Source organism: Planctomycetota bacterium, assembly GCA_039182125.1.
Classification (GTDB): Bacteria; Planctomycetota; Phycisphaerae; order Tepidisphaerales; family Tepidisphaeraceae; genus JBCDCH01.
In genome coordinates this window covers 59,193-81,574 of record JBCDCH010000002.1, presented here as the reverse complement: position 1 = coordinate 81,574, position 22,382 = coordinate 59,193, and the positions used below count along the sequence as shown (strand labels likewise).

At 64.7% G+C, this 22,382-nt stretch carries 21 protein-coding genes and 2 tRNA genes; 15 read left to right on the top strand and 8 right to left on the bottom strand.

All coding sequences use genetic code 11. The annotated features are described in order from the left end of the window. Positions 1-8: 8 nt before the first annotated feature. From AAGD32_00920 to AAGD32_00900, 5 genes are all read right to left on the bottom strand, one after another. The gene (locus AAGD32_00920) at positions 9-1,196 is read right to left on the bottom strand and encodes an anthranilate synthase component I family protein (protein ID MEM8872793.1); all 1,188 of its coding nucleotides are present in this window, start codon (positions 1,194-1,196) and stop codon (positions 9-11) included. Positions 1,197-1,300: 104 nt separating this feature from the next. After that, positions 1,301-3,478 carry a glutamine synthetase III gene (locus tag AAGD32_00915; GenBank protein MEM8872792.1) on the bottom strand — a complete coding sequence of 726 codons (2,178 nt, stop codon included), beginning with the start codon at positions 3,476-3,478 and terminating at the stop codon, positions 1,301-1,303. A 108-nt stretch (positions 3,479-3,586) separates the two neighbouring features. After that, the gene (locus AAGD32_00910) at positions 3,587-4,624 is read right to left on the bottom strand and encodes an isocitrate/isopropylmalate dehydrogenase family protein (protein MEM8872791.1); all 1,038 of its coding nucleotides are present in this window, start codon (positions 4,622-4,624) and stop codon (positions 3,587-3,589) included. A gap of 142 nt (positions 4,625-4,766) precedes the next feature. Next, the gene (locus tag AAGD32_00905; protein MEM8872790.1) at positions 4,767-5,657 is read right to left on the bottom strand and encodes a prepilin-type N-terminal cleavage/methylation domain-containing protein; all 891 of its coding nucleotides are present in this window, start codon (positions 5,655-5,657) and stop codon (positions 4,767-4,769) included. Positions 5,658-5,687: 30 nt separating this feature from the next. Beyond that, the gene (locus AAGD32_00900) at positions 5,688-6,269 is read right to left on the bottom strand and encodes a DUF3592 domain-containing protein (protein MEM8872789.1); all 582 of its coding nucleotides are present in this window, start codon (positions 6,267-6,269) and stop codon (positions 5,688-5,690) included. A 56-nt stretch (positions 6,270-6,325) separates the two neighbouring features. On the opposite strand from AAGD32_00900, the gene mnmA reads away from it, so the two are divergent. Genes mnmA through AAGD32_00880 form a run of 4 tightly spaced genes read left to right on the top strand, consistent with a single transcriptional unit; the run spans position 6,326 to position 9,093 of the window. Beyond that, positions 6,326-7,447, top strand: coding sequence for a tRNA 2-thiouridine(34) synthase MnmA (gene mnmA / locus AAGD32_00895; protein ID MEM8872788.1), 1,122 nt, complete (start codon positions 6,326-6,328; stop codon positions 7,445-7,447). 41 nt (positions 7,448-7,488) lie between these two features. Next, positions 7,489-7,932: a hypothetical protein gene (locus tag AAGD32_00890; GenBank protein MEM8872787.1), complete on the top strand. Its 444-nt coding sequence runs from the start codon at positions 7,489-7,491 to the stop codon at positions 7,930-7,932. Beyond that, positions 7,929-8,204 carry a hypothetical protein gene (locus AAGD32_00885; protein MEM8872786.1) on the top strand — a complete coding sequence of 92 codons (276 nt, stop codon included), beginning with the start codon at positions 7,929-7,931 and terminating at the stop codon, positions 8,202-8,204. Before AAGD32_00890 ends, AAGD32_00885 begins: the two co-directional genes overlap by 4 nt. Positions 8,205-8,253: 49 nt before the next feature. Next, complete coding sequence (locus AAGD32_00880; protein ID MEM8872785.1) at positions 8,254-9,093, top strand: glycosyltransferase family 9 protein; 840 nt, start codon at positions 8,254-8,256, stop codon at positions 9,091-9,093. Between the two features lie 16 nt (positions 9,094-9,109). On the opposite strand, the gene AAGD32_00875 is transcribed toward AAGD32_00880, so the two are convergent. The 3 genes from AAGD32_00875 to AAGD32_00865 all read right to left on the bottom strand — a co-directional run bounded on the left by AAGD32_00875 (position 9,110) and on the right by AAGD32_00865 (position 10,483). Then, positions 9,110-9,196: transfer RNA gene (locus tag AAGD32_00875), tRNA-Ser, on the bottom strand. Positions 9,197-9,250: 54 nt separating this feature from the next. Next, a complete protein-coding gene (locus AAGD32_00870; GenBank protein MEM8872784.1) occupies positions 9,251-10,384 on the bottom strand; it encodes a hypothetical protein in 1,134 nt (377 codons plus the stop codon). Between the two features lie 25 nt (positions 10,385-10,409). Continuing rightward, positions 10,410-10,483: transfer RNA gene (locus AAGD32_00865), tRNA-Val, on the bottom strand. Positions 10,484-10,540: 57 nt separating this feature from the next. Between AAGD32_00865 and AAGD32_00860 the strand changes: the two genes are divergently transcribed. Genes AAGD32_00860 through AAGD32_00810 form a run of 11 tightly spaced genes read left to right on the top strand, consistent with a single transcriptional unit; the run spans position 10,541 to position 22,358 of the window. Further along, complete coding sequence (locus tag AAGD32_00860; protein ID MEM8872783.1) at positions 10,541-11,506, top strand: glycosyltransferase family 8 protein; 966 nt, start codon at positions 10,541-10,543, stop codon at positions 11,504-11,506. Further along, positions 11,503-12,333 carry a sulfotransferase gene (locus AAGD32_00855; protein MEM8872782.1) on the top strand — a complete coding sequence of 277 codons (831 nt, stop codon included), beginning with the start codon at positions 11,503-11,505 and terminating at the stop codon, positions 12,331-12,333. Before AAGD32_00860 ends, AAGD32_00855 begins: the two co-directional genes overlap by 4 nt. Next, the gene (locus tag AAGD32_00850) at positions 12,326-13,339 is read left to right on the top strand and encodes a glycosyltransferase (protein MEM8872781.1); all 1,014 of its coding nucleotides are present in this window, start codon (positions 12,326-12,328) and stop codon (positions 13,337-13,339) included. Before AAGD32_00855 ends, AAGD32_00850 begins: the two co-directional genes overlap by 8 nt. A gap of 18 nt (positions 13,340-13,357) precedes the next feature. Further along, positions 13,358-14,389, top strand: a complete 1,032-nt coding sequence (locus AAGD32_00845) for a polysaccharide pyruvyl transferase family protein (protein MEM8872780.1) — start codon at positions 13,358-13,360, stop codon at positions 14,387-14,389. After that, positions 14,386-15,363, top strand: coding sequence for a glycosyltransferase family 2 protein (locus tag AAGD32_00840; GenBank protein ID MEM8872779.1), 978 nt, complete (start codon positions 14,386-14,388; stop codon positions 15,361-15,363). The genes AAGD32_00845 and AAGD32_00840 overlap by 4 nt, the downstream gene beginning before the upstream one ends. Further along, positions 15,360-16,745 carry an oligosaccharide flippase family protein gene (locus AAGD32_00835; protein ID MEM8872778.1) on the top strand — a complete coding sequence of 462 codons (1,386 nt, stop codon included), beginning with the start codon at positions 15,360-15,362 and terminating at the stop codon, positions 16,743-16,745. The genes AAGD32_00840 and AAGD32_00835 overlap by 4 nt, the downstream gene beginning before the upstream one ends. Further along, positions 16,742-17,962, top strand: a complete 1,221-nt coding sequence (locus tag AAGD32_00830) for a glycosyltransferase family 4 protein (protein MEM8872777.1) — start codon at positions 16,742-16,744, stop codon at positions 17,960-17,962. Before AAGD32_00835 ends, AAGD32_00830 begins: the two co-directional genes overlap by 4 nt. After that, positions 17,938-19,437, top strand: coding sequence for an O-antigen ligase family protein (locus tag AAGD32_00825; protein MEM8872776.1), 1,500 nt, complete (start codon positions 17,938-17,940; stop codon positions 19,435-19,437). Before AAGD32_00830 ends, AAGD32_00825 begins: the two co-directional genes overlap by 25 nt. A 1-nt stretch (position 19,438) precedes the next feature. Then, the gene (locus tag AAGD32_00820; GenBank protein MEM8872775.1) at positions 19,439-19,894 is read left to right on the top strand and encodes a serine acetyltransferase; all 456 of its coding nucleotides are present in this window, start codon (positions 19,439-19,441) and stop codon (positions 19,892-19,894) included. Further along, entirely contained in the window at positions 19,891-21,165 is a 1,275-nt protein-coding gene (locus AAGD32_00815; GenBank protein MEM8872774.1) for a glycosyltransferase family 4 protein, read from the top strand. Before AAGD32_00820 ends, AAGD32_00815 begins: the two co-directional genes overlap by 4 nt. Next, entirely contained in the window at positions 21,162-22,358 is a 1,197-nt protein-coding gene (locus AAGD32_00810; protein MEM8872773.1) for a glycosyltransferase, read from the top strand. The genes AAGD32_00815 and AAGD32_00810 overlap by 4 nt, the downstream gene beginning before the upstream one ends. Positions 22,359-22,382: the final 24 nt, after the last annotated feature.

Sequence of the window (22,382 nt, the reverse complement as noted above, 5' to 3'; positions counted from 1 at the left end):
CTCAGATTTCAAATCTCAAATCCAAGCGCGTCGAACATGGCACGCGCTTTCACGAGTGTTTCTTCGTACTCGTCGGCGGGGTCGGAGTCGGCGACGATGCCGCCGCCGACGTTAACGTGGGCCCAGGCTTCCTCTCCGTAACCGGCGAGGACGATCGTGCGGATGGCGATGTTGAAGGTGGCGTGGCCGGTGTCGGAGATGAAGCCGATCGCGCCGCAGTAGGGGCCGCGCTGGACCGGTTCGAGTTCGTCGAGGATTTGCATGGCGCGGACCTTGGGCGCGCCGGTGATGGAGCCGCCGGGAAAGGTGGCGGCGATGACGTCGGCGAGGGTAGCGTCATCACGCAGCTTGCCCTCGATCGTGGCGACGCCGTGGAGGACGTTGCCGTGGTCCTCGATGTGGCGCGGCTCTGAGACGCGCACGCTGCCGAGTTCACACACGCGGCCGAGGTCGTTGCGCTCGAGGTCGACGATCATGTTCAGCTCGGCGGCGTCCTTGGCCGAGGCGAGCAGCTCGTCGGGATCGGTGCCGGCGGGGCGGGTGCCTTTGATCGGTCGGGTGACGACGCGGCCGGTCGGGTCGAGTTGGAGGTACAGTTCGGGGCTGTTGGAGACCAGCGCGTAGTCGCCCCGGTCGAGCAGCGCGCCATACCACGCGGGGTTGCGTTCGATCAGGCGCTCGAAGAGGACGTGCGGCGGTTCACGCCAGGGAATGGAGAAGCGCTGGGAGAGGTTGGCCTGGAAGATGTCGCCGGCGGCGATGTAGTCGATGACGCGTTGGACGGAAGACTCGAACCGTGCTCGGGCGAAGGTTTGTCGGGGTTCGGCCCTGTTCACTGAAGTGAACAGGCCCGGCTCGAGTCGGGGGGCGCCGATGGTGGTCCAGCGATCTTGGAGTCGGTCGTGGACGAGCAGGTCGGTGTGGCGTGTGAAATGGATGTGCGGGATGCCCAGGTCGTCGGGCGGGGCGGCGGTGAGCTTGTCGGGCTCGAGGGCGCGGCCGGCGTCGTAGCTGATGTGGCCGACCCAGCCGCCGGTGAAGGGTGGGGCGTCTTCGTCGGCGGGCTCGTTGCCGAGGGATGGCAGGTCGGCGAGGGTGCCTTGGATTTCGTCGACGGGATCGCCGAGGATGTAGGTGTAGCGTGACCAGCGGGTGACCGGGCCGCCGGAGTGGAGGATGGTGCGCGATTGCTGCACCTGGGAGGGTACGGACCCGCGGCCAAAGCCATGGGCATTCATGCGAAAAGAAAGCCCCACGCTCCGGGAGCGTGGGGCTTTCTTGGTTCGGATGTCTGACGCACTTACCGGAGGAACAGCATCTCGCGGTAGGTCGGCAGCGGCCAGAGATCGTCGGCGACGACGGTTTCGAGGCTGTCGGCCAACGCCCGCACCGCGTCCATGGCGGGGATGATCGCCTTGGTGTAGTGCGTGGCGTGGTCGAGCGGCTCGCCATCGAACGCCTTCGCCTCGGCGAGTTCGCTGTCTAGCTTCGTGACGGCAACCTCAAGGTCCGCGACGGTTTTGCTCAGTGCCTTGGCAGTGTCAAGGCCGGCCGGAGCGTCGATGCCGATCGCCTTTTGATCGGTGATGGAGTCGACGAGTTGCCCAAGGTGACGGTGGGCGGCAGGCAGGACGTGCGTCTTGGCCATCAGCGCGATGGTGTCGGCCTCGATGTCGAGCTGGGCAGCGTAGGCCTCGGAGAGGATGTTGAGCCGCGAGTCGACCTCGGGCCCGGTGTAGGCCGGCGCGAGCATCTTGCGGGTCTTCTCGTTCTTGAGCACCGGCAGGGCGTCGGTGGTTTTCTTGAAGTTCGGCAGGCCGCGCGATTCGGCTTCCTTGTGCCAGTCCTCGGAGTAGTTGTCGCCGTTGAACAGAACGGGCTTGGCTTCCTTGATGACCTCGCTCAGCAGCGACTGGATGGCTTCGTTGAGATCGGTGCCGCCTTTGGTCGCGGCTTCGAGCTTGTCGGCCATCATGCCCATCGCCTCAGCAACCATGCAGTTGATGACGGTGTTGGGCCCGGCGATGTTGGCGCTGGAACCTACCGCACGGAACTCGAAGCGGTTGCCGATGAAGGCGAACGGCGAGGTGCGGTTGCGGTCGCCGGCTTCCTTGGGTAGCTCGGGGAGGATGTCGACGCCCGTCTGGAACAGGCCACCTTGCTTGCTGCTCTTGGCACTGCCGCCCTCGATCTGCTCGAAGACGTCGGTGAGCTGATCGCCGAGGTAGACGCTCATGATCGCCGGCGGAGCTTCGTTGGCACCAAGGCGGTGGTCGTTGGCGGCGGAAGCGATCGCCATGCGGAGGGCGTCGCCGTGCTTGTAGACCGAGTGGATGACGGCCGCACAGAGCACGAGGAACTGGGCGTTGTCGTGCGGGTTGTCGCCGGGGTCCATCAGGTTCTCACCGTCGGAGGTGCCCATGGACCAGTTGTTGTGCTTGCCGCTGCCGTTGACGCCGGCGAAGGGCTTCTCGTGGATCAGGCAGACCAAGCCGTACTTGTCGGCGGTACGCCGCAGCAGCTGCATGATGAGCATCTGGTGGTCGGTCGCGACGTTGGTGTTCTCGAAGATCGGGGCGATCTCGTACTGGCCGGGGGCTACCTCGTTGTGACGTGTCTTGACCGGCACGCCTAGAGCGAACAGTTCGGCCTCGACTTCCGACATGTAAGCCAGCACACGCTCGGGGATCGCACCGAAGTAGTGGTCGTCGAGCTCGTGGCCCTTCGGCGGCTCAGTACCGATGAGCGTTCGGCCGCAGTTCACGAGGTCCGGACGCAGCACGTAGAACTGCTTGTCGACGAGGAAGTATTCCTGCTCGGCACCGACGGTCGTGGTCACGCGCTGCGGGTCCTTGCCGAAGAGTTTCAACACACGGCGGACCTGCACGTCCAGTGCGGCCATGCTCTTGAGCAACGGCGTCTTCTTGTCCAGGGCCTCGCCGGTGTAGGAAAGGAACGCGGTCGGGATGACCAGCGTCGCGCCGTTGGGGTTGTGCATGACGAACGCGGGGCTCGTCGGGTCCCAGGCGGTGTAGCCACGCGCTTCGAAGGTCGCACGCAGGCCGCCGGAGGGGAACGACGACGCGTCGGGCTCGCCCTTGATGAGTTCTTTGCCGGAGAAGTCGGCGATGGCACGGCCGCCCTCACCGGGGGAGAGGAAGCTGTCGTGCTTCTCGGCGGTCAGCCCGGTCATGGGCTGAAACATGTGTGTGTAGTGCGTCGCGCCCATGTCCATCGCCCAGTCCTTCATCGCGGTAGCGATGACGTTGGCGTGCTCCATGGGCAGCGGGGTGGCGTACTGGATCGTCTGCTGCAGGGCCTTGAAGGCCTCCTTGGGCAGGCGTTGGCGCTGTTGCTCGGTGTTGAAGACGTTGTTCCCGAACAGGTCCTTGACGTGGTTGCCCTCGAAGTCGAGGCGGTCCCAGTCGGACTGTTGGTCTGCGATGGCTTTAAGGGCGGCGTGGCGAGGATTAGACATTGGTGAGTAGGTCCGAGGGTCCGTGCGGTTGGTCCACATGTGTAGGCAGGCCGCGCGAAAATCGCAAGAGTTATTGCGTGGGTTGCGGCATCAGCAAACAGACCAGGGCTACAGCCGTTGGATCAGTGCGTCAGTGAAGGCGGCGGTGCTTGCCGTACCGCCCAGATCGCGGGTGACGGTCGTGTGCTCGTCGAGGACGGCGTTGTAAGCGTGCTTGATCTTCTCGGCGGCTTGTTTGGCGTTGGCGTCGGTCTCGCCGAGGTGGTTGAGCATCATGACGCCAGACATGAGCACCGCGAGTGGGTTGGCCACGCCTTGGCCGGCGATGTCGGGGGCCGAGCCGTGGACCGCCTCGAAGACGGCAACCTCGTCGCCGATGTTGCTCCCCGGCACCACGCCCAGCCCGCCGACCAGCCCCGCGCAAAGGTCGCTGATCACGTCGCCGTAAAGGTTCTCGAGCAGCAGCACGTCGAACTGGTTCGGGTCCTGCACCAGCTTCATGCAACCGGCGTCGATGATGCGTTCGTCGTAAGCAATGTCGGGATACGCCTTGGCGACCTCGGCACTACAACGAATGAACAGCCCGTCCGAGAGCTTCATGATGTTGGCCTTGTGAAAGACCGTCACGCGCTTGCGCTCGCGTTCCCGGGCGTACTCGAAGGCGAACTTCGCGATGCGTCGGCTGGCGGCTTCCGATGCGATCTTCAAACTCGTCACCACGCTCGCGCCGGGGGTGCTGACGATCTCGTTCTCGATGCCGCTATACAAACCTTCGGTGTTCTCGCGGACGATGACGAGGTCCACGTCGGTGAAGCGTGTCTTCACACCCGAGAGGTTCCGCACGGGTCGGACCGCCCCGTAGAGGTTCAGCTTCTTGCGCAGTTGCACGTTGACCGACGTGAACCCCTTGCCGATCGGCGTGGTGACCGGGCCCTTGAGCGCGACCTTGTGCTCGGCGATCGCGTCGAGCGTCACCTGCGGCAGCACATCATCGTGTCCCTGCTGCAACGCCTCCGCACCGGCGGGGCACTTGATCCAGTCGATGTTCACGCCGGTCTTCGTACCCGCCGCGTCGATGACCCGGCAAGCCGCCCCGGTCACTTCCGGCCCGATCCCGTCGCCAGGGATGAGAACGATCTTGTGCATGGCCAGAGGGTAATGACGAAATCCGAAACGGCGAATGACGAATGAAATCCGAAAGCCGAATGACGAGTTTGCTTGCGAGCTTCGTCATTCGGCTTTCGGATTTCATTCGTCATTCGGGAACTCGTCATTCGTCATTCCAACATCACCGCCGATCACGCACGCCCAGGCCGTTCCAGTACCGGTTGCTCGGCTCGCCGTTCTCGTCAATGTCGTCCATCTCGTCGGGGGTCATCGTGTTGCCGTGGCCGTCGGCGAAGATGATGGCGACCTTGTCGCGATTGCGCGGTGCCGGCGTGGAGCGATAGGCGAGGGTGACGGTGTCCTGGCCGCGATAGGTGGCGTTGCCGTTGGCGCTGGCGAAGGTCACGGGCGTGTCGTTCTTGCGCGAGCCGAGGCTGCCGAGCTCGACGCTGTGAAGCGGCGGGTCGACGACGTAGACGCCTTGCTCGGTGAACGCGTCGGTGCCGTCACGGGAGCCGTCGGTGTCGGCGATGGCGATGGTGTCGCTGGCGGCGCGGACGTGGCTGGTCTTGGCGAAGAACGCGCGAGTGATCGTGCCGGGCTTCCGGCTGTTGCCGAGGTACTGGTAGTTGTAGCCGTAGCCGCCGAAATAGATCGTGTTTTCGTCCTCGATCGGCGAACCACCGGGGTCGGCGGTGACGGTGTGCGCGAAGGGCTTGCGCATCCGCACCCGCTCGTCCTCGGAGAGGTGCGGCGACATGAACACCTCGGTGCTGTTCAGATACGGATACAGATAGTCCGCCCAGCGCGTCCGCGGGTAGCCGAGTGCGGTCGTCTCGGACTTGGACGAGGAGTGCATCGGGTAGGTCGCGTCCCAGTCGGAGCGGTAGTTCTCCAGCGCGATGCCGGTCTGCCGCATGTTGGAGAGGTTCTGGACGGTGCGTGCCTGGAGGCGTGCCTGGTTCAGCGACGGCAGCAGGATTGCGATGAGCAGGGCGATGATGCCGATGACCACGAGCAGCTCGACGAGTGTGAAGCCGCCCGGATGTTTTTGAGATTCATTCTCACGCATGCCCGAAAAATAGGAGTCGCGGGTCGGCTGTCAAGGTTGTTGCGACAAAATCTCATCGGAATTCCCCGTCCGTCTCGCATTATCCGAGGTGGCACTGCCTTTCGTGTTCGTCGCCGATGCCGAGCGGCGGAGTTTCAGCAAGTAGAGCCCCAGTGCCGGAAGAACGAACGGGATCGCGAGATAGAACCAAGTCCCGGCCCCCACGCCAGGTTTCAGCACAGCGTTGGTTGGCATGTCCGGGTCGTAATGAACTTTGACCGTTGTACCGATGGGATACTTGTCGGCGATGGCCTGTTGGGCAGTTTCGCTGTTCCCGGCGATGCTGCCGAACTTGATCCGGTTGCTCGTGTGTGTGTGGTCATCGACGGCATAGCGATATTCGATGAATGCCTTGTCGCGGCCTTCACCGACGCCGTGGACGGTGCTCCTGATGATCGTGCCGTCAACTGAAGGCCAGCTTGAACTGGCATGGGCCGAGGTAAACGCGGACCACGCGCCCCAAGCTCCGATCGGCGTTAGCAACAGGAATAGGCAACCGGTGACGAGCAGGGCCCACGACGCGGCCCGTTTCCGAAGTGCCGCGACGGAACTGCTTGTCGATGAGCGGCTCATGCCGAACCGTAGGATCGGTTCGCGTCTGCCGGGTGCAACCTCACCTACGATCGCACATGCCGCGGAAGGCGAAAAAGGTCGTGGTCGCGATGTCGGGTGGCGTGGACTCCTCGGTCGCTGCTGCGCTGCTGCTGGAGCAGGGGTACGACGTGATGGGCTGTTTCATGCGGCTTGGAACTCCGCCGGAAGTCGCCGAGGCGCAGGCGTGCTCGACCAAGCCGGGCAAGCAGGGGTGTTGCAGTGTGCTCGACGCCAACGACGCCCGGCGAGTCGCGGGGATGCTCGGCATTCCGTTCTACGTGCTGAACTTCTCCGACGCGTTCGAGAAGGTGATCGACTACTTCGTCGGCGAGTACAACCGAGGCCGGACGCCCAACCCGTGTGTCCGCTGCAACGACTGGCTCAAGTACGGCCGGCTCAAGCAGTACGCCGAGGCCGTTGGGGCGGAGTTCGTCGCGTCCGGCCACTACGCCCGTGTCGGCACCGACCCGGTCAGCGGCGAGCGCTGCCTCATGCGCGGCGTCGACACCGCCAAGGACCAGAGCTACGTCCTCTTCGGCACCGACCGCGAAACGCTCGATCGCACGCTCTTGCCCATCGGCGGCTTCACCAAGCCGGAGATTCGGGCGCTGGCGGAGGAGCGCGACCTGCCGGTGTTCAACAAGCCGGACTCACAGGAGATCTGCTTCGTTCCCGACCAGAACTACGCCGGCCTCGTTGAGCGACGGACCGGTGCGTTCGAGGAAGGTGAGGTCGTCGACACCGCCGGCAACGTCCTCGGCCAACACGCCGGCTACCAGAAGTACACCATCGGCCAACGCAAGGGCCTGCGGCTCGCGGTCGGCAAGCCGGTGTACGTCACGAACATCGACCCGGTATCCAACCGCGTCGTCGTCGGCGACAAGCAAGACTTGCTTAGCCCCGGGCTGATCGCCGACCAATGCAATCTCATCGCCCAGCGTGCGATCGACGCGTGGGAGCCGATGCGATGCCAAGCCCAGATCCGCTACAACGCCGAGCCGGTCGAGGCGACGATGCAGCGCGTCGGCGACGACAAGATCGAGGTGAAGTTCGCCGACCCGCAAGCGGCGGTGAGTCCCGGCCAGGCGGTGTGCCTGTACGACAGCGACATCGTCCTCGGCGGCGGCTGGATCGAGCGTGCTTGCCACGCCTTGTAAATCGGAGTGACACGAAATCGGGTCTCTCGTACAATCGTGCGATGGGCTTTTGTCAGTTCACCTTTACGGACGGTTCTGGGACCAACCGTCCACTGCGGCTGGCGGAAGCCGAAGCATGGATCGGTGCGGCCCTGGCTACCGCACGTGCGCTTCAGGAGTACGACCGAGAGTTGTTGCCAGCGACGCTCGACCCGGAGCCGCTCGCCCGCGCCGAGCACTTACACGAACAGTGGTCTGCCTGGTTCGAGGAGGCGCAGGTTCTTGTCCGTTTGATCCGCGAGAAGTTGAGCCCCTCACAGTGCGCGGGGCTTGCCGGCTTCCATGACCTGCGTATCCAAGCCGCCCGCGCAGCCGCGATCATTCAAGTGCCTCCGCGAGAGGAAGCGGTTCGCTTGATGAAAATTCGGAGCGGCGAGATCGAGACGATTCCGCTTGACATCGCGCGGGAGCGTGAACGCTTGGCCAAGTTGCGGGCGGAGCAATGAGTTCTTCTTGGGTTCCGCGCCTCGCGCCGGATGTCCGCCCGAGCCTCGACCGACTGCCGGTCAGTTTTCAAGAACTGTTTTGGGACGAGATCGAGCGGCTGTGCGCCGATCCTTCAGCGTCCCGACAGTCGGCGGATTCCGTGCCCCACTTTCACTCACTGCCCATCGAACTGGCCGATGGCCGACTGCAAGTCTTGCTCATTCAACTGGAGTACGACTTTGGTAGCCGACACGTCAGCGTGCTCTCGCTGCGCTTGGGCGTCGAAATCTGAGTTGTCGCGACGAGCCGCACTCGAAGGCGTCGACGCGTAGAGTGGGCTCGTGCTTCGCCGCTACGTTCTCATCTTCCACGCCGGCGGGCTCGGTGACTTCGTGCTCACTTGGCCGATCGCGATGGCGTTGGCGCGGCTGCGGGCGCAGCAGCGGATCGTGTACGTCACGCACAGCGAGAAGGGGCAGCTGGCCGAGCGGGTGATCGGCGTCGAGTGGGACGATGCCGAGCGATGGAGTGGGGCGTTCGGCGGTGAGCTTTCCGACGAGCTTGCCAAGCGCGTGGACCTGACCGCCGAGGCGTACACGTTCGGCGAGCCCGGCAAGCTCGAAGCGACCCTCGCCGATCGCGGCGTCGCCGTGACGACCTTGCCCAACCGCCCGGCCGGCAAGCACATCACCGACACCTACGCCGACGCGCTGACCGAGCCGATCCTCGCCGATGGCGTGCGTCAGTCCATCGCCCGCATCCGCAATCACGGCCTGCAAAATGTCCGCCCCAAGAAGGGCCCGATCCTCCTGCACACCGGCAGCGGCGGCACCGACAAGTGCTGGCCCGTCGAGCGCTGGGTCGAACTGGCCGGCAAGCTGAAGAACGCCGAGCTGATCTGCGGCGAAGCCGAGGCCGACCGCGGCGTGGTGCCTGAGGGCGCGACGGTGATCCCCACGCTCGCCGCGCTGCACGAGAAGCTCCGCACCGCCGTCGCCTACGTCGGCCATGACACCGGTCCGACCCACCTCGCCGCCGTCCTGGGCCTGCCCACCATTGCCCTGTTCGGCCCGACCGACCCCACGCACTGGGCACCGATCGGCGCTCAAACCCACCCTCTTGTTGAGATGCAAAACAAAAACGCCGCGGAGATCGCGGCGCTGGTCAAGAAACTTGTTTGAACCAACTTGTTGGAAGCGGAGAGGGGGGGATTCGAACCCCCGATACGTTTTCACGCATACACGAATTCCAGTCGTGCTCCTTAAGCCACTCGGACACCTCTCCGGGGTGTTCGTTTTCCGACGCAGTGGGCACTGTAGTCGACCGGGGGCAGCGGTTCTATCCGTCCGGGTTCTCGTCGGCCAAGCCTTCGGGTAACAGCACGGTGAGCTTCGCCACCGCGCCGGTTTGGGGGTCGTGCAGCAGGTACGTCGTGTCATCGACTCGCAGCATGGACGTCGGGAAGAAACGCCCGGCCTCGAACTGTCGGGCCTCGATAAACGTGCCGTCGTGGCGGTCCCCGTTGACGAGCCAGACCTTCGGCGTCCCAGCCACTTGCTCGGTGCCCGGAACGATCTCCTGCCATGACAACGGTGGCGCGTAGATCACGGCCCAGTTGCCGGTTTGGTCCGCGTTGACCTGTTGGGCCGGCGGAATCGGGGAGGGCAGCGTCGTTAACTCGGCCACGGTTCGTCCACGCCCGCTGGCGAAGTTCACGTTGTACACCTTGCCCGCCGGGTCGGTCACGAGCAGCCGATCGCGGTCATCGGCTGCACCGATGCTGAGTTCGGGCTCGCGGAGCGTGAGCTTTCCGAAGGGGCCGATGATCGGGAGCCTGAGTTGGCCGAACCGGACCGCGTTGTCGGGCCGGCGAAGGTCTCGTAGGTCGAACTGGACCAGCGCGGCGTCGCCGGGCGTTCGTAGCAAGAGCGTGGCCGTCGTGTCGTTACCCACCAGCGCCGGCTCGGCGAGCACGATCGTGCCGCCCAGTCCGCTGATGTCGCCGAGTCGTCCGGCCCGCGCCAACACGGTCGGTGTCTGCGTGCCTGTTGGCAACAACCCCAGATGATCGGCCGACGCCCGCTTGGTCCCGCCTGAGAAGTAGTAAACCAACCCCTCAGGCGTTGGCAGGAGCGCCTTGAAATGCCCGGCACCGTCGTCGAGTCCCGCCGCTCGCAGTGCGGCGTTGACATCGAGCCCGACCGTTCGCGGAATCCCCTTGGACCGCACCGCATAGACCGCATCGTCCCGCCCATCCCCCCGAACGGAAAAGTACAGCGTTCCGTCGGTTCCCGCCGCGACCGACGCCGGCCCGGCCTGCAACTGGGTGAATACTTCGATCGTGTGTTGATCGACCCGGGTTTCGGTCAGATCGATCCATCCCAACTCCGACTCTGTCTCCTCGCAGCCGCTGGCCAACACGCAGAGAATCATCCCGAAGATCACCCACGGGATGGCACGGGTGTGAAACATGACAAAGCCTACGGAGAGAGCGAAATGGGCCGTGCAGGGCTCGAACCTGCGACATCCGCGGTGTAAACACGGCGCTCTGGCCAACTGAGCTAACGGCCCTTGATCGGTTCCGACGCTGACGCCGGTGCGAATGCGGGAGCATACGAAGGTAGCGGGGTGGAGTTCCACTGCGAGGGTCGGGCGAACTGGCGGTTCGCGGCTTGCAGCTATGATCGACCGATGGGCCGGGCGGTTGACATCCTCTTCTGCGCGGACGAAACCATGGCGATGCCGTTGGGCGTGGCGTTGTACAGCGTCGCCAAACATGTGACGGCACGTGAGGTGCGGTTTTATGTGGGCAGCGTTGGTTTGTCGGACGACAGTCGGGCGCGGATTCGGCGGGTCGCCCGGCCGTTCGAGCTTGAGATCATCGACCTCGAGAGCGGCTCGCTGTTGCCGCGGAACCTGGCGGTGACCGAACGCTTCTCGCGGGCCGCGTACGCACGGCTCGTTGTTGGGGAACTTTTTCCGGACAAGGACCGAGTCCTTTACCTCGACAGTGACCTGGTTTGTTTCGAAGATCCGGCGAGCTTGTTCGATACCGAGCTGAACGGTCACGCGGTCGGGGCGGTGCGGGACGAGTTCATGCCCCGGGTCGGTTCGGACAACTGCGTCGGTTACGCGGTCGACGAGTTGGATGATCCCGACGCCGCCGCGTTCAACTCAGGCGTCATGTTGATCGACTTGGACCGATGGCGGTCGCAGGAAGTAAGCCGGCGTGCGCTGGATTTCATCGAGCGGCACGGCGATCGACTGAACTGGGCTGATCAGGATGCGCTCAACGTCGTGTTGAACGGTCGCTGGCACGAGTTCGATGGCCGCTGGAATCAGCAGGTCAGCGGCCGTTGGTCCCAGCCCGGCGGGCAGGTTCGGATGAACCGAGACGGCATTTCGCATTTCGTGGGTGCCAACAAACCGTGGGCGACCGGTTTGCGTCACCGACTGCGGCGTGACTATGAGTCGCAGTTACGCGCTTCGGGCTGGTTTTCGCCGGGCGAGTTTCTCTGCTGGCGTGTGGGTCGTGTGGGGAGTGAGGCAGTTCGGCAGATCGGCAAGATCGGCCGGGGGGCGAAGACCTCGTGACTGTTTACGAACCGCGTCAGAGCCTGCCTTCGGATGCCGCTTTCCCGAGCGTGGTGAACCTCGGCATGATGAAGACCGGCACGAGTTCCATGTCGCTCGCTTTGGCGATGCTCGGCTACCGATCCGGTCACTTCCTGCCCGGCCTCGTTTGCGACACGTGGTACAGCGGCACCGGTGCTCCGCCTGGATACACGTTCAGTGCGGATGTTCCGGCCGATCGGCGGCGGGTGGAGCTTGGCATGGCCGTCGGCGACTTTCCGTTGTTTCTGCCAAGCGTCATGAAGCAGGTCGTCGCCGCCAATCGTGGGGCGTTGTTCATCGTGACCCAACGTCCCGTCGAGCGATGGGTTGGCAGCGTCTTGTCCCACCTGCGGCACCCGTTTTATCGCCGTCAGTGGAAGCAGCGTTGCCGGACGTGGGAGGGCTACGACCCGAACGCGGACGTCATTGCGTCGCCAGACGTGTTAGGGGCAGCCGAGGCGTTTTTCGGTGTTCCCTATGCCACGATTGACGAGGATGCCTGCCGGCGCGTTCACTCGGAGCATGATGCCCTCGTTCGGGAGACGGAGCGTGAGCACTGCATGGACATCCTGCGTTTCGACGTGAGCGCCCCGGAGGCGTGGAGCAAGCTGTGCGACGTCACCGGCATCTCGGTCGCGGCCGACGGTTTTCCGCGAGAAAACGTCCGCGGCTCGGCCGTCGAGCGATTTTGGTGGTCTTTGCGACAGACAGCGCGATACTGGGTGCGGGGCAACGAAGTCGGGCAGGCACACGATCTCAGGGAAATGCAACACCAATCCGATGCAACGCGAGGTGGTCATGGCTGATGTTTCCGTCGCACACAATGCCTCGGGCCAAATCGACGAATCGTGCGATGACCTGTCGTTGTTCATTTGCACGATGAATCGGCCGGATGATTTGCGGCTCGCGTTGCAGTCCGTCGCCGATGCGCGACTTCGTCCGGGACAGGTCATGGTCAGCGACGATTCGCCCGACCCGGAGATGCGGTCGAAGGTCCGGGCGGCCACGGAAGCGTTCCCTGGGGCGGAGTATCAAATCGGCCCCGGTCAGGGTCTGGGTGCCAATCGGAACGCGTGTTTGTCCGTCCGGCGTGGTAGGGCGGTCATGTTTATCGACGACGATGTGGTGGTGCCGCCGGATCACTTCGAGAAAGTCCACGCGCGCCTGGTCGAAACCGATTTCAAGGCGATCGTGTCCGGCGGCGAGGACAAGCAGGTCGCGGCGGATCGTCGTGCGAAGATTCGACCGGGGCGGGTCGGCTTCTGGGGTACCCAAAGCAACAGCGACCAGCCGAACACGATCGTCATCAATGCCGCCGCGTTCCCCGCGCACATCTTCGACCAAGCTCAGTTCGATCCGTTGCTGAAGTTCGGTTCCGAAGAGGTCGACATCGTTCGGCGTGCACGCCGGTTGGGTGTGCCGATCGTGTACGACCCGGGGATCGAGGTGAAACACAATCCGTCGCTGGTCAACCGCACCGGCTATCGGGCGCATGTCGGGGCGAGCTACCTGTATGCGACGGCGAAGGGGCACTTGTTGCATGACGGTCGGCCGGCCCGCGCGGCGGCTTTTCTGCTGCTCGGCCCGCCACGCATGGTCGCCCACGCGATCCAGCGTCATGGCTTGAAGGCCGGGGTGGCCGCCACTTGGCAGGTCGTTCGCGCCAGTGGCATGCTCGCTCGGTGCATCGCAACGGGTGCCTGGAAAGCAGGCGTCCCCGTCTCGGGAACTGGCATGAGCGAAAAATTACGAGACGCCAACAAATCAGGTGGTATGGTTCCGGCCCAGAGGGTTCACTCAACGCCTAAGTGACGCCGTATGCAGACCGAAATGATCGCAGACTCGGCCGAGACGCCGTCCGAGCCCCTTCCTTACATATCGCTGCCTGACGTGCTCGAACCGTTTCGCGGTGGGCGTGCGCATTTCGTTTCGCCGCCGGGGAACAACGGCGATCACCTGATCTATCTGGGTACGCTCGAAGCGTGCCGACGTGGCGAGATCGAACTTGTCCGTCGGGCGTCGTCGGCCGACGTCATTTTTCTCAATGGCGGGGCGACGATGACGGATTTCTGGCCCGCTGGCTTTCGACGGCTGGATCAATATTCGCGCCGATTTCCGAACAAGCCGTTCGTCGTCATGCCCAACAGTTTCCTGTTCGACAAGACCGATCTCGCCGGCATTCTCGGTCAGCGAAAGGGCCGGACCATCCTGCTGGCACGTGAACGCCAAAGCGCCCAGCGCCTCGCGGACGTGACGTTGCCTGACGGCTGTGAACCGCGTCTCTCGGATGATGCCGCGCTCGAACTTCACGGATCAGAAATCGTGGAGAAGTACAAACGTGAGGGCTCGGAGAAGCACGTGCTGGTTGTCGATCGTCAGGACCGTGAGGCATCGTCGGATGTCGCCTTCGAGCCGGCCGGGTATCAGCGGCAAGTCATGACGCCGCTCAAGCTCTGGCGCCACCGTCTGCGGCCGTGGTTGCGTGTGAAGAGCAATCCGAACCGTGCCGCGAAGGCCGAACTCGCCGGCTTGGGGATCATGCCGGTGACGGACCGGACGCACCGGCTGTTGCAACCGGCGTTCGACGACCAACCGGCTTGGCGAGACTTGCCGATCATCAACGCCGACGTGAGCGATTGCGGCTTGTTCCGGTTCGACACATTCTGCCAGATGATCGCGGATGCGGCGGTCGTTGTCTCGACGCGGCTACACGCTGGGATCTTCGCGGCGTTGCTGGGTAAGCCGACCTACCTCGTCCCGCAGAAGTACGGCAAGATCGACGGAATCTACAACCTGTCGATGTCGCACATGCCGAACGTCAGGCTCGTGTCTGACGCCGGCCAACCGGAGTCGACGACGTGACCACGCCGGACGGAAGGCGTTCGAGCACGATCGACGTCGTGATACCGAGTTACGGCAGGGCGGACAGCCTCAAGCGGTGCCTTGATGCGCTCGCCCGGCAGAGCCGGATGCCCGAGACGATTTTCATCGTCGTGCGGCCCGACGACACCGCGACGGTGGAGGCCGTTGCCGCCTCGGCGGAGTCGGGCTTACCCGTGGAGACGGTTCCGGTCGATAAGCCTGGGCTCGTTTATGCTCTGCAGACAGGGCTGTCCGCAGCGCGATCGGACGTCATCGCCTTCACCGACGATGATGCGGCCCCCCACGCGGATTGGGTGCGGAACATCCTGCGTCACTTCGAAGACGAAGCCGTCGGCGGGGTGGGCGGCCGTGATTGCGTGTTTGAGAACGGCTCACTGCTGGATGGCAGGGCGGATGTCGTCGGTCGCATCACCGCCTACGGCAAGCTCATCGGCGGCCATCACCTGGGTTCGGGTGACGCTCGGGATGCCGACATTCTCAAGGGCGTCAACATGAGCTTCCGGCGTGATGCGATCGTGCCGGTGGGCTTTGACATGCGACTGCGCGGGCGCGGGGCGCAGGTCGGGAATGAAGTCGGCCTGTGTCTCAGGATGCGCCGTAACGGTTGGCGGTTGATCTACGACCCCGCTGTGTTGGTCGATCACTTTCCGGCCACGCGCGTGGAAGGGGACGACCGTGTCCGCTTCGAAGCCAACGACCTTGCCAACGCCGCCCACAACGAGGCGCTCGGCATCCTCGAACACTTCTCGTTTCCGAGGCGTGTGTTGTTCCTCGTCTGGGCGACGTTGATCGGCACGCGTCGGTTTTATGGCATTGCCCAGGCGCTGCGGTTCGTACCGAGTGAGGGTCGGCTCGCGGTATCCAAAGCGGTTGCGAGTATTCGCGGGCGGTGGTCGGCTTTGGGAACGACCAAGCTCGATTCAGCCTCGACGGGCACGGTGCGTCCAACATGAGTCGGCCCGACGCGCCCAACGTGGATTCGACCGAAACGGCACCGGAACCGGTCGCGGGTTCAGGCTCGACGTTGCACGGCTTCGCCAAGTCGGTCAGCCAAACGCTGGGCGTCAACCTACTCGCCTACGGCTGCAACTTCGCGGCGGGGATCATAACCGCGCGGACGCTTGGTAGTGACGGGCGTGGGCAGTTGGTCGCGGTGATGCTCGCACCGACGCTGGCTGCGTCGATCGTGACGCTCGGCGTGCCGAGCGGGTTGATCTACCACATCCGCCGCAAGTCCGCCGATGCGGGCGCGCTCTACGGCAGCGGTGTGCTGACGATGCTGTTGGCCGGCTTGATCTCGGCGTCGATCGCCTGCCTGATCATCCCTTGGTGGCTCGACGGGCTGTCGGCCGAGTTGCGTCACTTCGCACAGATCTACGTGTTCACCACGCCGATCAGCCTCATCGGCCTGAGCACGATGGCGTGCCTCGAAGCCCGGGGCGAGTTTCTCCTGCGCAGTGCCAAGCTCGGTGCGACGGCGATCGGGTACGTGGTGAGTCTTGGCGGGTTGTGGTTAGTCGGTCTGTTGTCGCCGGTGTCGGCGGCGCTCGCGCATGTGATCGTTTCGTTCGTGACGTTGTTGCCGTTGCTGATTCACTTGCACAGGCAGTTGCGGCCGCGTCTCGCGCAACCGATTGCCCACGTTCGCTTGCTCCTTTCGTTCGGGCTCAAGAGTTACGTCGGCACGTTCGTCACAAGGATCGGCTCCGAGGCCGACCGCTCGTTGTTGGCGGGCTTCCTCTCGGCGAGCGAACTCGGGCTTTACAGCATCGCCGTCAGTGTCGCGAGCGTGCCGTGGATGCTGCACACGGCCGTGACGCCGGTGTTGTTCCCGGCGTTGGCCGGGAGTGACCGTGCCAAAGTGCCGTCCATGATCTCACGCTCCAGCGGCGTGACGCTCGTGCTGATGGTGGCGGCGTCGGTCGGACTGCTCGCGATCGCGCCGTGGGTGGTGCCGTTCGTGTACGGGCCGGAGTTTGCAGGCCTCACCCTGCTGATCGGTCTGCTGCTTCTGCGGCTCGTGTTGATGTCGTTCTGCGAAACACTGTCGGTGGGGCTCACCGCGATCGGTCGGCCCGGCGTCAACTCGGCGTTGCAGTTCGTCATCGTGCCGTTGATGATCGTGCTGTTGTTCCTGGCCATTCCGCGTTACGGGTTGCTGGGTGCAGCCGGCGCGATCGCGATCGCGATGTGCGTGAGGGCGGTGCTGTTGGCGGGGGCGTATCCGTTGATCGTCAAGCTGCGGGTGCCGGTGCCGACAATCAGTGGCGACGACATGCAACGCCTCTGGGATCGCTTCGCCGCGCGCCGGCTGCGTCGGGGTGGTGCGTCATGACACGCGAGGCGAGCTGTTGCATCCTGTCGCCGTTCGGTCGCCAGCAGGGCGGGGCGGAGTTGTCGTTGCTGCACCTGCTGCGGCACGGTCGGGGTATGGGCGTGCGGTGGTCGCTGGCGTTGCTCGAGGACGGTCCGATTCGTGAGGAAGCCGATGCCCTCGGTCTCGAGACGTTGGTGCTTCCACCGTGCCGGACACGCGACGTTCGCGGCATGGCCCGTGCCACCCGGCAACTCACACGCATGATCAAGGACCAACACGCGCAGTTGCTCATCTCTTGGATGGCGTTCACGCATTTCCGAGGTTGCCTCGCGGCGATGGCCGCGCGGGTGCCGAGCGTGTGGTTCCAGAAAGGCGGGGCGCACGCCGACTCATGGACCGAGCGGGTGCTCGGCAAGCTTCCCACGCGGGCGATCTTCGCCAACTCGCTGCCGACCGCTCACGCACAGCGGGTGCATAGTCCGCGCACGCCGATGTTCGTGATTCCGTCGGCGGTGGACCTGTCGTCGTTCGATCCGGTCCAACTGGGCTCGCCGGCCGACAATCGCCGCCGTCTGGGATTGCCGGAAGACTTCCCGTTGATCTGCATCGTCGGACGACTGCAAGCCTGGAAGGGCTTCGACGTGCTGATCCGGTCGCTGCCCGCCGTACATGCCCATCGGCCCGACGCGCGGGTGGTGATCGTGGGCGGCAAGCACGACCGGGAGCCGGATCATTTGCGCGACTTGCAGCAGTTGGCCGACCAGCTCGGCGTTCGCGATCAGGTGATTTTTGCTGGTGCCCAGCCCCATGAGCAGGTGCCGCGATACATGCAAGCGGCGGACGTGATCGTCAACGCCAGCCGCGACGAGCCGTTCGGGATCGTCGTGGTCGAGGGCATGGGTTTGGGCAAGCCGGTGATCGGGACCAAGCCCGGCGGCCCCGCGTGGGTGATCGAGGACGGCGTCAACGGCCTGCTCGTGGACTACGGTGAGCCCGATCCACTCGCGACCGCGATCGGCCGGGCTTTGTCGGGGGAAATTGAATCCGCACGAGCTCAGGACCGTGCAAAAACCTTCTCGGAGCAAGCATTCGTGCGCAGGATGACCGATGCAACAGTACAGTGCATTCAGGGCCGACCCGACCCGGGCATCTGGTTTGACGACCAGCGTATGCCCGAGCCGATGACCGGCGTTACACCCTCCAGTGTCCCATGCGATCCCAGCAAGTCACCGTAGTTGCGCTTTGTGGACTGGCCACGATCATGGGTTCTCTAGGCTGGATTATCGCGGGTCTTGGCGGGGCGATGAACTCGCTCTCTGCGGCCGTCATGCTGCTCGTCGGGATCTCCATCCTGGCGACGCGGCCGACGCAGGCCCCGCTGTATCTCCTCGCGTTGGTCGCCTTCAACCGCTGGGTCCGCAGGATCACCGATTGGAACGTCGGGGAGTTTTCGCAGACGCCGCTGACCAGCATCGTGCCGGAGCTGTTCTGCCTGATTCTTCTGCTATTCGTTTTCGGGCAGTGGAAGTCGATCCCGCGGCAGTTGCGCATCGGCACCTGCCTGATTGCGGGGGCCGTGGGGCTGGCGCTCGGGGTGGGTATCACCAACGGCATCGGGGCGATCTTCGAAGCGCTCACCTGGTCGGCGCCGCTGGGGTTGTTCCTGTTCCTGGTCTGGCTCCGGCCGGACATCTCGACGATCGTCAGTTGGTTCCGAGGCATGGTCGTGATCGCGATCATCTGCGTCGCATACGGCTGGTACCAGTGGCTCGTGCTGCCGCCTTGGGAAGCGTTTTGGGTCATCGAGAGCGACATGGCGTCGATGGGCGCGCCCGAGCCACGGCGGTCAAGGTTCTACTCGACCTTCTCGGGGCCGGGGCGTGTGCAGCAGTTCGCCGGCCTCGCGCTGTTGCTCATGCTCGTCGACAAGCGAGTCCGTCCCGGCGGCAACGCGCTGTGGCTCGCGATCACTGCGTTTCTGATGAGCGGGATTCTGATGGGCCGAGTCCGCTCGGTGTGGCTCACACTGATGATGGCGTCGCTGATCTACATGGCGGTGACCCGGTTCAGCGAGAAGATTCGCCTGGTCATCGTGACGACGCTCGTGGTGATCGCGGGGTTCGTGGCGCTGCCGGTGATCCCCGGCGGGGCGGCGGTGGTCGATCGGCTCGACTCGCTGACGAACCTGGCCGAGGACGGCAGCTTCAACGGTCGGGTCGAGTTCAGCCAGCGTGCCATCGGCATGATCATCAGTCGGCCGTACGGGTTCGGCATGGGCGCGTCCGGGCTCGCCGGGCGACTTGCGGGCCGGCAGTCGTTGATCGCGTTCGACAACGGCTACCTGCAAATCGGCTTCGCGTTGGGCCTGCCCGGTGCGGCGTTGTTGATCCTCGGGTTCTACAAAATCGGCAAGTACATCTGGGCCGGGTTGCGACAGGATTGGGTGCGCGGCGATCCGGACCTGAATCTGAAAATGATGATGGCCGCGTTCGTCGTGGGCCACCTCGCACAACTGGCGGCGTCGAACTTCCTGCGGACCGAGATGGCGCTTCTCGTCTGGCTGATGCTCGGAACGCTGGCGGGGATGGTCTATCGCAAGCAAACCATGCCGCAACGACGGCCGGTCGAGCTTCCCCGGCAACGGCTCACGCCGCGACTTTCCCCGATGCCCGTGCCGGCACGACCTTCAACCCTCCGACGGCGACCCTGACATGCGACTCAAACCAACGCCCGAATGGCTCTGGGAGCGTTCGCGAAGGGCCTATCAGAAGGGACACCGCCGCCGGGCGGCGCTGTACAAAGCGCTCAACTTCAAGCTGCATCATTGCCTCCTCCCTGCCGAAGCGAGCGTCGGCGAACGCCCGAAGCTGCGCCACTACGGCATCGGGACCGTCATCCACCCCAACTGCGACATCGGTGACGACGTGATCATCTACCACCAGGTCACCATCGCCGGGGAATCCTGGCTCGGGTCGCCGCATCGTGTGAGGATCGGCGACCGGGTCATGCTCGGTACGGGATGCAAGATCATCCCGCGCAAGGACACCGGGCTGACCATTGGCGATGACGCGGTCATCGGCGCGGGCGCGGTGGTGACGCGTGACGTGCCTGCCAAGCACGTCGCGACCGGCGTACCGGCACGGACTCGGCCCAGGGAGGTCGAGTGAACCCGCCAGGCACGGAGTCCGAACGCCCGCTGCGGATCGTGTGCAACGGCTACGTCGAGCCGAGTGCCGGCAGCATCGCCACGGCCGGCTTCATGCTGCTGCAAGAGCTGCTCGAACGCGGCCACGACGTCACGTTCGTTTCCAAGAAGTCGTTCGTGCATCCCCGGTCGCTCCTCGAACGCTTTCCAAATCTCAGTTACCAGGACGTCGGCGATGCCGCGACGGACCGGGTTCACAAGCTCGCGACCAGGTTCGGGCCCGTGACCGGTTTGGCCGCCGCGTGGGTGAACCATCGCAAGTTCGGTCGCCGGGTGATGGGGGCGATTCAGACGCTGCACGAGGCCGATCCGTTTGATGTGGCGTTCTTCTCCGGCGTGCCGGCGTTCGGTCGCGTGCCGGGCTTGCCGGCGGTGAGTTGGGTGCAGGGCGCGCCCGGCTCGGACGTGCGGTCGTTGACGGAGCGCGGGACACTTCTCCGCCGGACCGAGGGGCGCATCCGCCTGGCCGGGATGAAGGCTTACGGCCGGTATCGGCTGACGCTCGGCTTGCCGGACTACGCCAGCAGTGACCGGGTGATCGTCGGGAGCTCGACATCGCGCGAACTGCTCACACGCCACTACGGCGTCGACCCGGGAAAGACCGCGGCGTTGGCGTACCCGATCGACCTGAGCGATTTTTCACCCCGGCCGCAGTCGGACGCGGAGCCGTCGGACGAGCCGCTGCGGCTGTTATGGCTCGGTCGCATCGTCCCACGCAAACGGCTCGATCTGCTCCTCGACGCGGCCAAGTTGGCGATCGAGCAAGGGTGCCGGCTGCACATCGACATCGTCGGCAACTTCGGCTTCGCCAAGGGGCTGCGGAAGCTGCTCGACGAGTTCCCGATGCCCGAGTACTTGTCGCATCACCCACGGGTGCCGCGGCCGGAGGTCGTCGGGTTGTTGCGGCAGTGCGACGTGCTGGTTCAGCCGAGCGACGACGAGGATTTCGGCTCGAGCGTCGCCGAGGCCATGGCGTGTGGTACGCCCGTGGTCGTCGGCAAGACCAACGGGACGGGCGATTTCATGTGCGATCAGTCCGTCCGCCTGACCGACGATTTGCCTGAGACGTTTGCCGCGGTGCTGCACGACCTGGCGGCGAGAAAGAAAGCCGGCCGACTGCTCGATCCGGAGTCCACCCGTCGCACGGCCGAAGAGCATTTCGACGTCCGTCGCGTCGTGGATCAACTCGAACGGATGCTCCGCACCGTCGCGGCTCAGGGAGGGAAGCGGTGAACGGTTCGGCCCGGCGACATCTGATCTGGGTGAACCACACGTTCCGCCGGACCGACGGGCAGGGCCGGGTGAACCTGGAAGTGGTCAGCCGCTTGGCGGGTCGGTACGACCGACTGACGCTCATCGGGGCGGACGTGCCTGCGGAGCTTGCGGCGACGGAGGGCGTGGCGTTCGTGGAGACGCTGCCGCGTTCGTTGCCGACCACGCCGTTGCGGCACCTGTCGTTCGCCGGTCGGGCCGGCCGGGCGGTGCGGCGAGCGCGGGCATCGGCCAAGTCGGCCGGGGCACGATGCGTCATTGTCGCGAACGGTGCGATGCTGACCGGGCCGGTCGACGTGAACGCCTCGCACTTCGTCCACGGCTCGTGGAAGGCCAACCCGGCCCACCCGCGACACGGCGGCGGCGCTCGCGGCATGTACCAGGGTTTCGTGACACGCTGGAACGCGCTTTGGGAGCGTCGGGCTTACCGGCAAGCGGGCAGGGTCATCGCCGTGTCCCCGCAGGTGGCGAACGACGTCATCGACCATTGCGGCGTGGCCCCGCAGCGTGTTTGTGTCATCGAGTCCGGCGTGGATCTCGACACGTTTACGCCATGGACGCCCGACCAGGGTTCACCACGCCAAGGGCACGAGTGGGAAGCGGCGCGTGACAAGCTGGTGCTTGGCTTTTGCGGCGATTTGCAGACCAACCGGAAAAACCTCGACCTGCTTCTCGCCGCGCTGGGGAGGGTCGACGGCGTTCACGCTTTCGTGCTGGGCGGTGAGGCGGGCAGCAGGTACCCGGGCCTCGTGAACTCGCTGGGGTTGGCGGACAAGGTGGCGTTCCTTGGCCATCGCCCGGACGTGGCCAAGTGGTTTGCGCAGGTGGATGTCGTGGTGTATCCGTCACACTACGAGCCGTGGGGGCTGGTCGTGCCGGAAGCGCTCGCCAGCGGGGCGGCGGTGATCACGGTGCCGCAGGTCGGTGCCAGCACGCTGGTCCGCGACGGGGAGAACGGCTACGTTCTTTCCGGAACCAATGATGTCGATGGCCTTGCCGCTACGCTCCGGCGGCTGGCCGAATCACCCGGGCTCGTCAATCAACTACGACACGCCGCACCGTTCTCAGTGTCGGAACTGACATGGTCACGAACGGCCGACGCTTACGCCGACGTGATCGACAGGGCTTTCGACGCCGCACCGGATTACCCATGACCTCGCAAGCTCCACGGCAACGAA

Bases quoted from the DNA above. Each gene is read 5' to 3' on its own strand.
- AAGD32_00915 (MEM8872792.1), bottom strand. From the start codon at position 3,478: ATGTCTAATCCTCGCCACGCCGCCCTTAAAGCCATCGCAGACCAACAG.
- AAGD32_00910 (MEM8872791.1), bottom strand. From the start codon at position 4,624: ATGCACAAGATCGTTCTCATCCCTGGCGACGGGATCGGGCCGGAAGTG.
- AAGD32_00905 (MEM8872790.1), bottom strand. From the start codon at position 5,657: ATGCGTGAGAATGAATCTCAAAAACATCCGGGCGGCTTCACACTCGTC.
- AAGD32_00900 (MEM8872789.1), bottom strand. From the start codon at position 6,269: ATGAGCCGCTCATCGACAAGCAGTTCCGTCGCGGCACTTCGGAAACGG.
- mnmA (MEM8872788.1), top strand. From the start codon at position 6,326: ATGCCGCGGAAGGCGAAAAAGGTCGTGGTCGCGATGTCGGGTGGCGTG.
- AAGD32_00890 (MEM8872787.1), top strand. From the start codon at position 7,489: ATGGGCTTTTGTCAGTTCACCTTTACGGACGGTTCTGGGACCAACCGT.
- AAGD32_00885 (MEM8872786.1), top strand. From the start codon at position 7,929: ATGAGTTCTTCTTGGGTTCCGCGCCTCGCGCCGGATGTCCGCCCGAGC.
- AAGD32_00870 (MEM8872784.1), bottom strand. From the start codon at position 10,384: ATGTTTCACACCCGTGCCATCCCGTGGGTGATCTTCGGGATGATTCTC.
- AAGD32_00850 (MEM8872781.1), top strand. From the start codon at position 12,326: ATGGCTGATGTTTCCGTCGCACACAATGCCTCGGGCCAAATCGACGAA.
- AAGD32_00845 (MEM8872780.1), top strand. From the start codon at position 13,358: ATGATCGCAGACTCGGCCGAGACGCCGTCCGAGCCCCTTCCTTACATA.
- AAGD32_00835 (MEM8872778.1), top strand. From the start codon at position 15,360: ATGAGTCGGCCCGACGCGCCCAACGTGGATTCGACCGAAACGGCACCG.
- AAGD32_00830 (MEM8872777.1), top strand. From the start codon at position 16,742: ATGACACGCGAGGCGAGCTGTTGCATCCTGTCGCCGTTCGGTCGCCAG.
- AAGD32_00825 (MEM8872776.1), top strand. From the start codon at position 17,938: ATGCGATCCCAGCAAGTCACCGTAGTTGCGCTTTGTGGACTGGCCACG.
- AAGD32_00820 (MEM8872775.1), top strand. From the start codon at position 19,439: ATGCGACTCAAACCAACGCCCGAATGGCTCTGGGAGCGTTCGCGAAGG.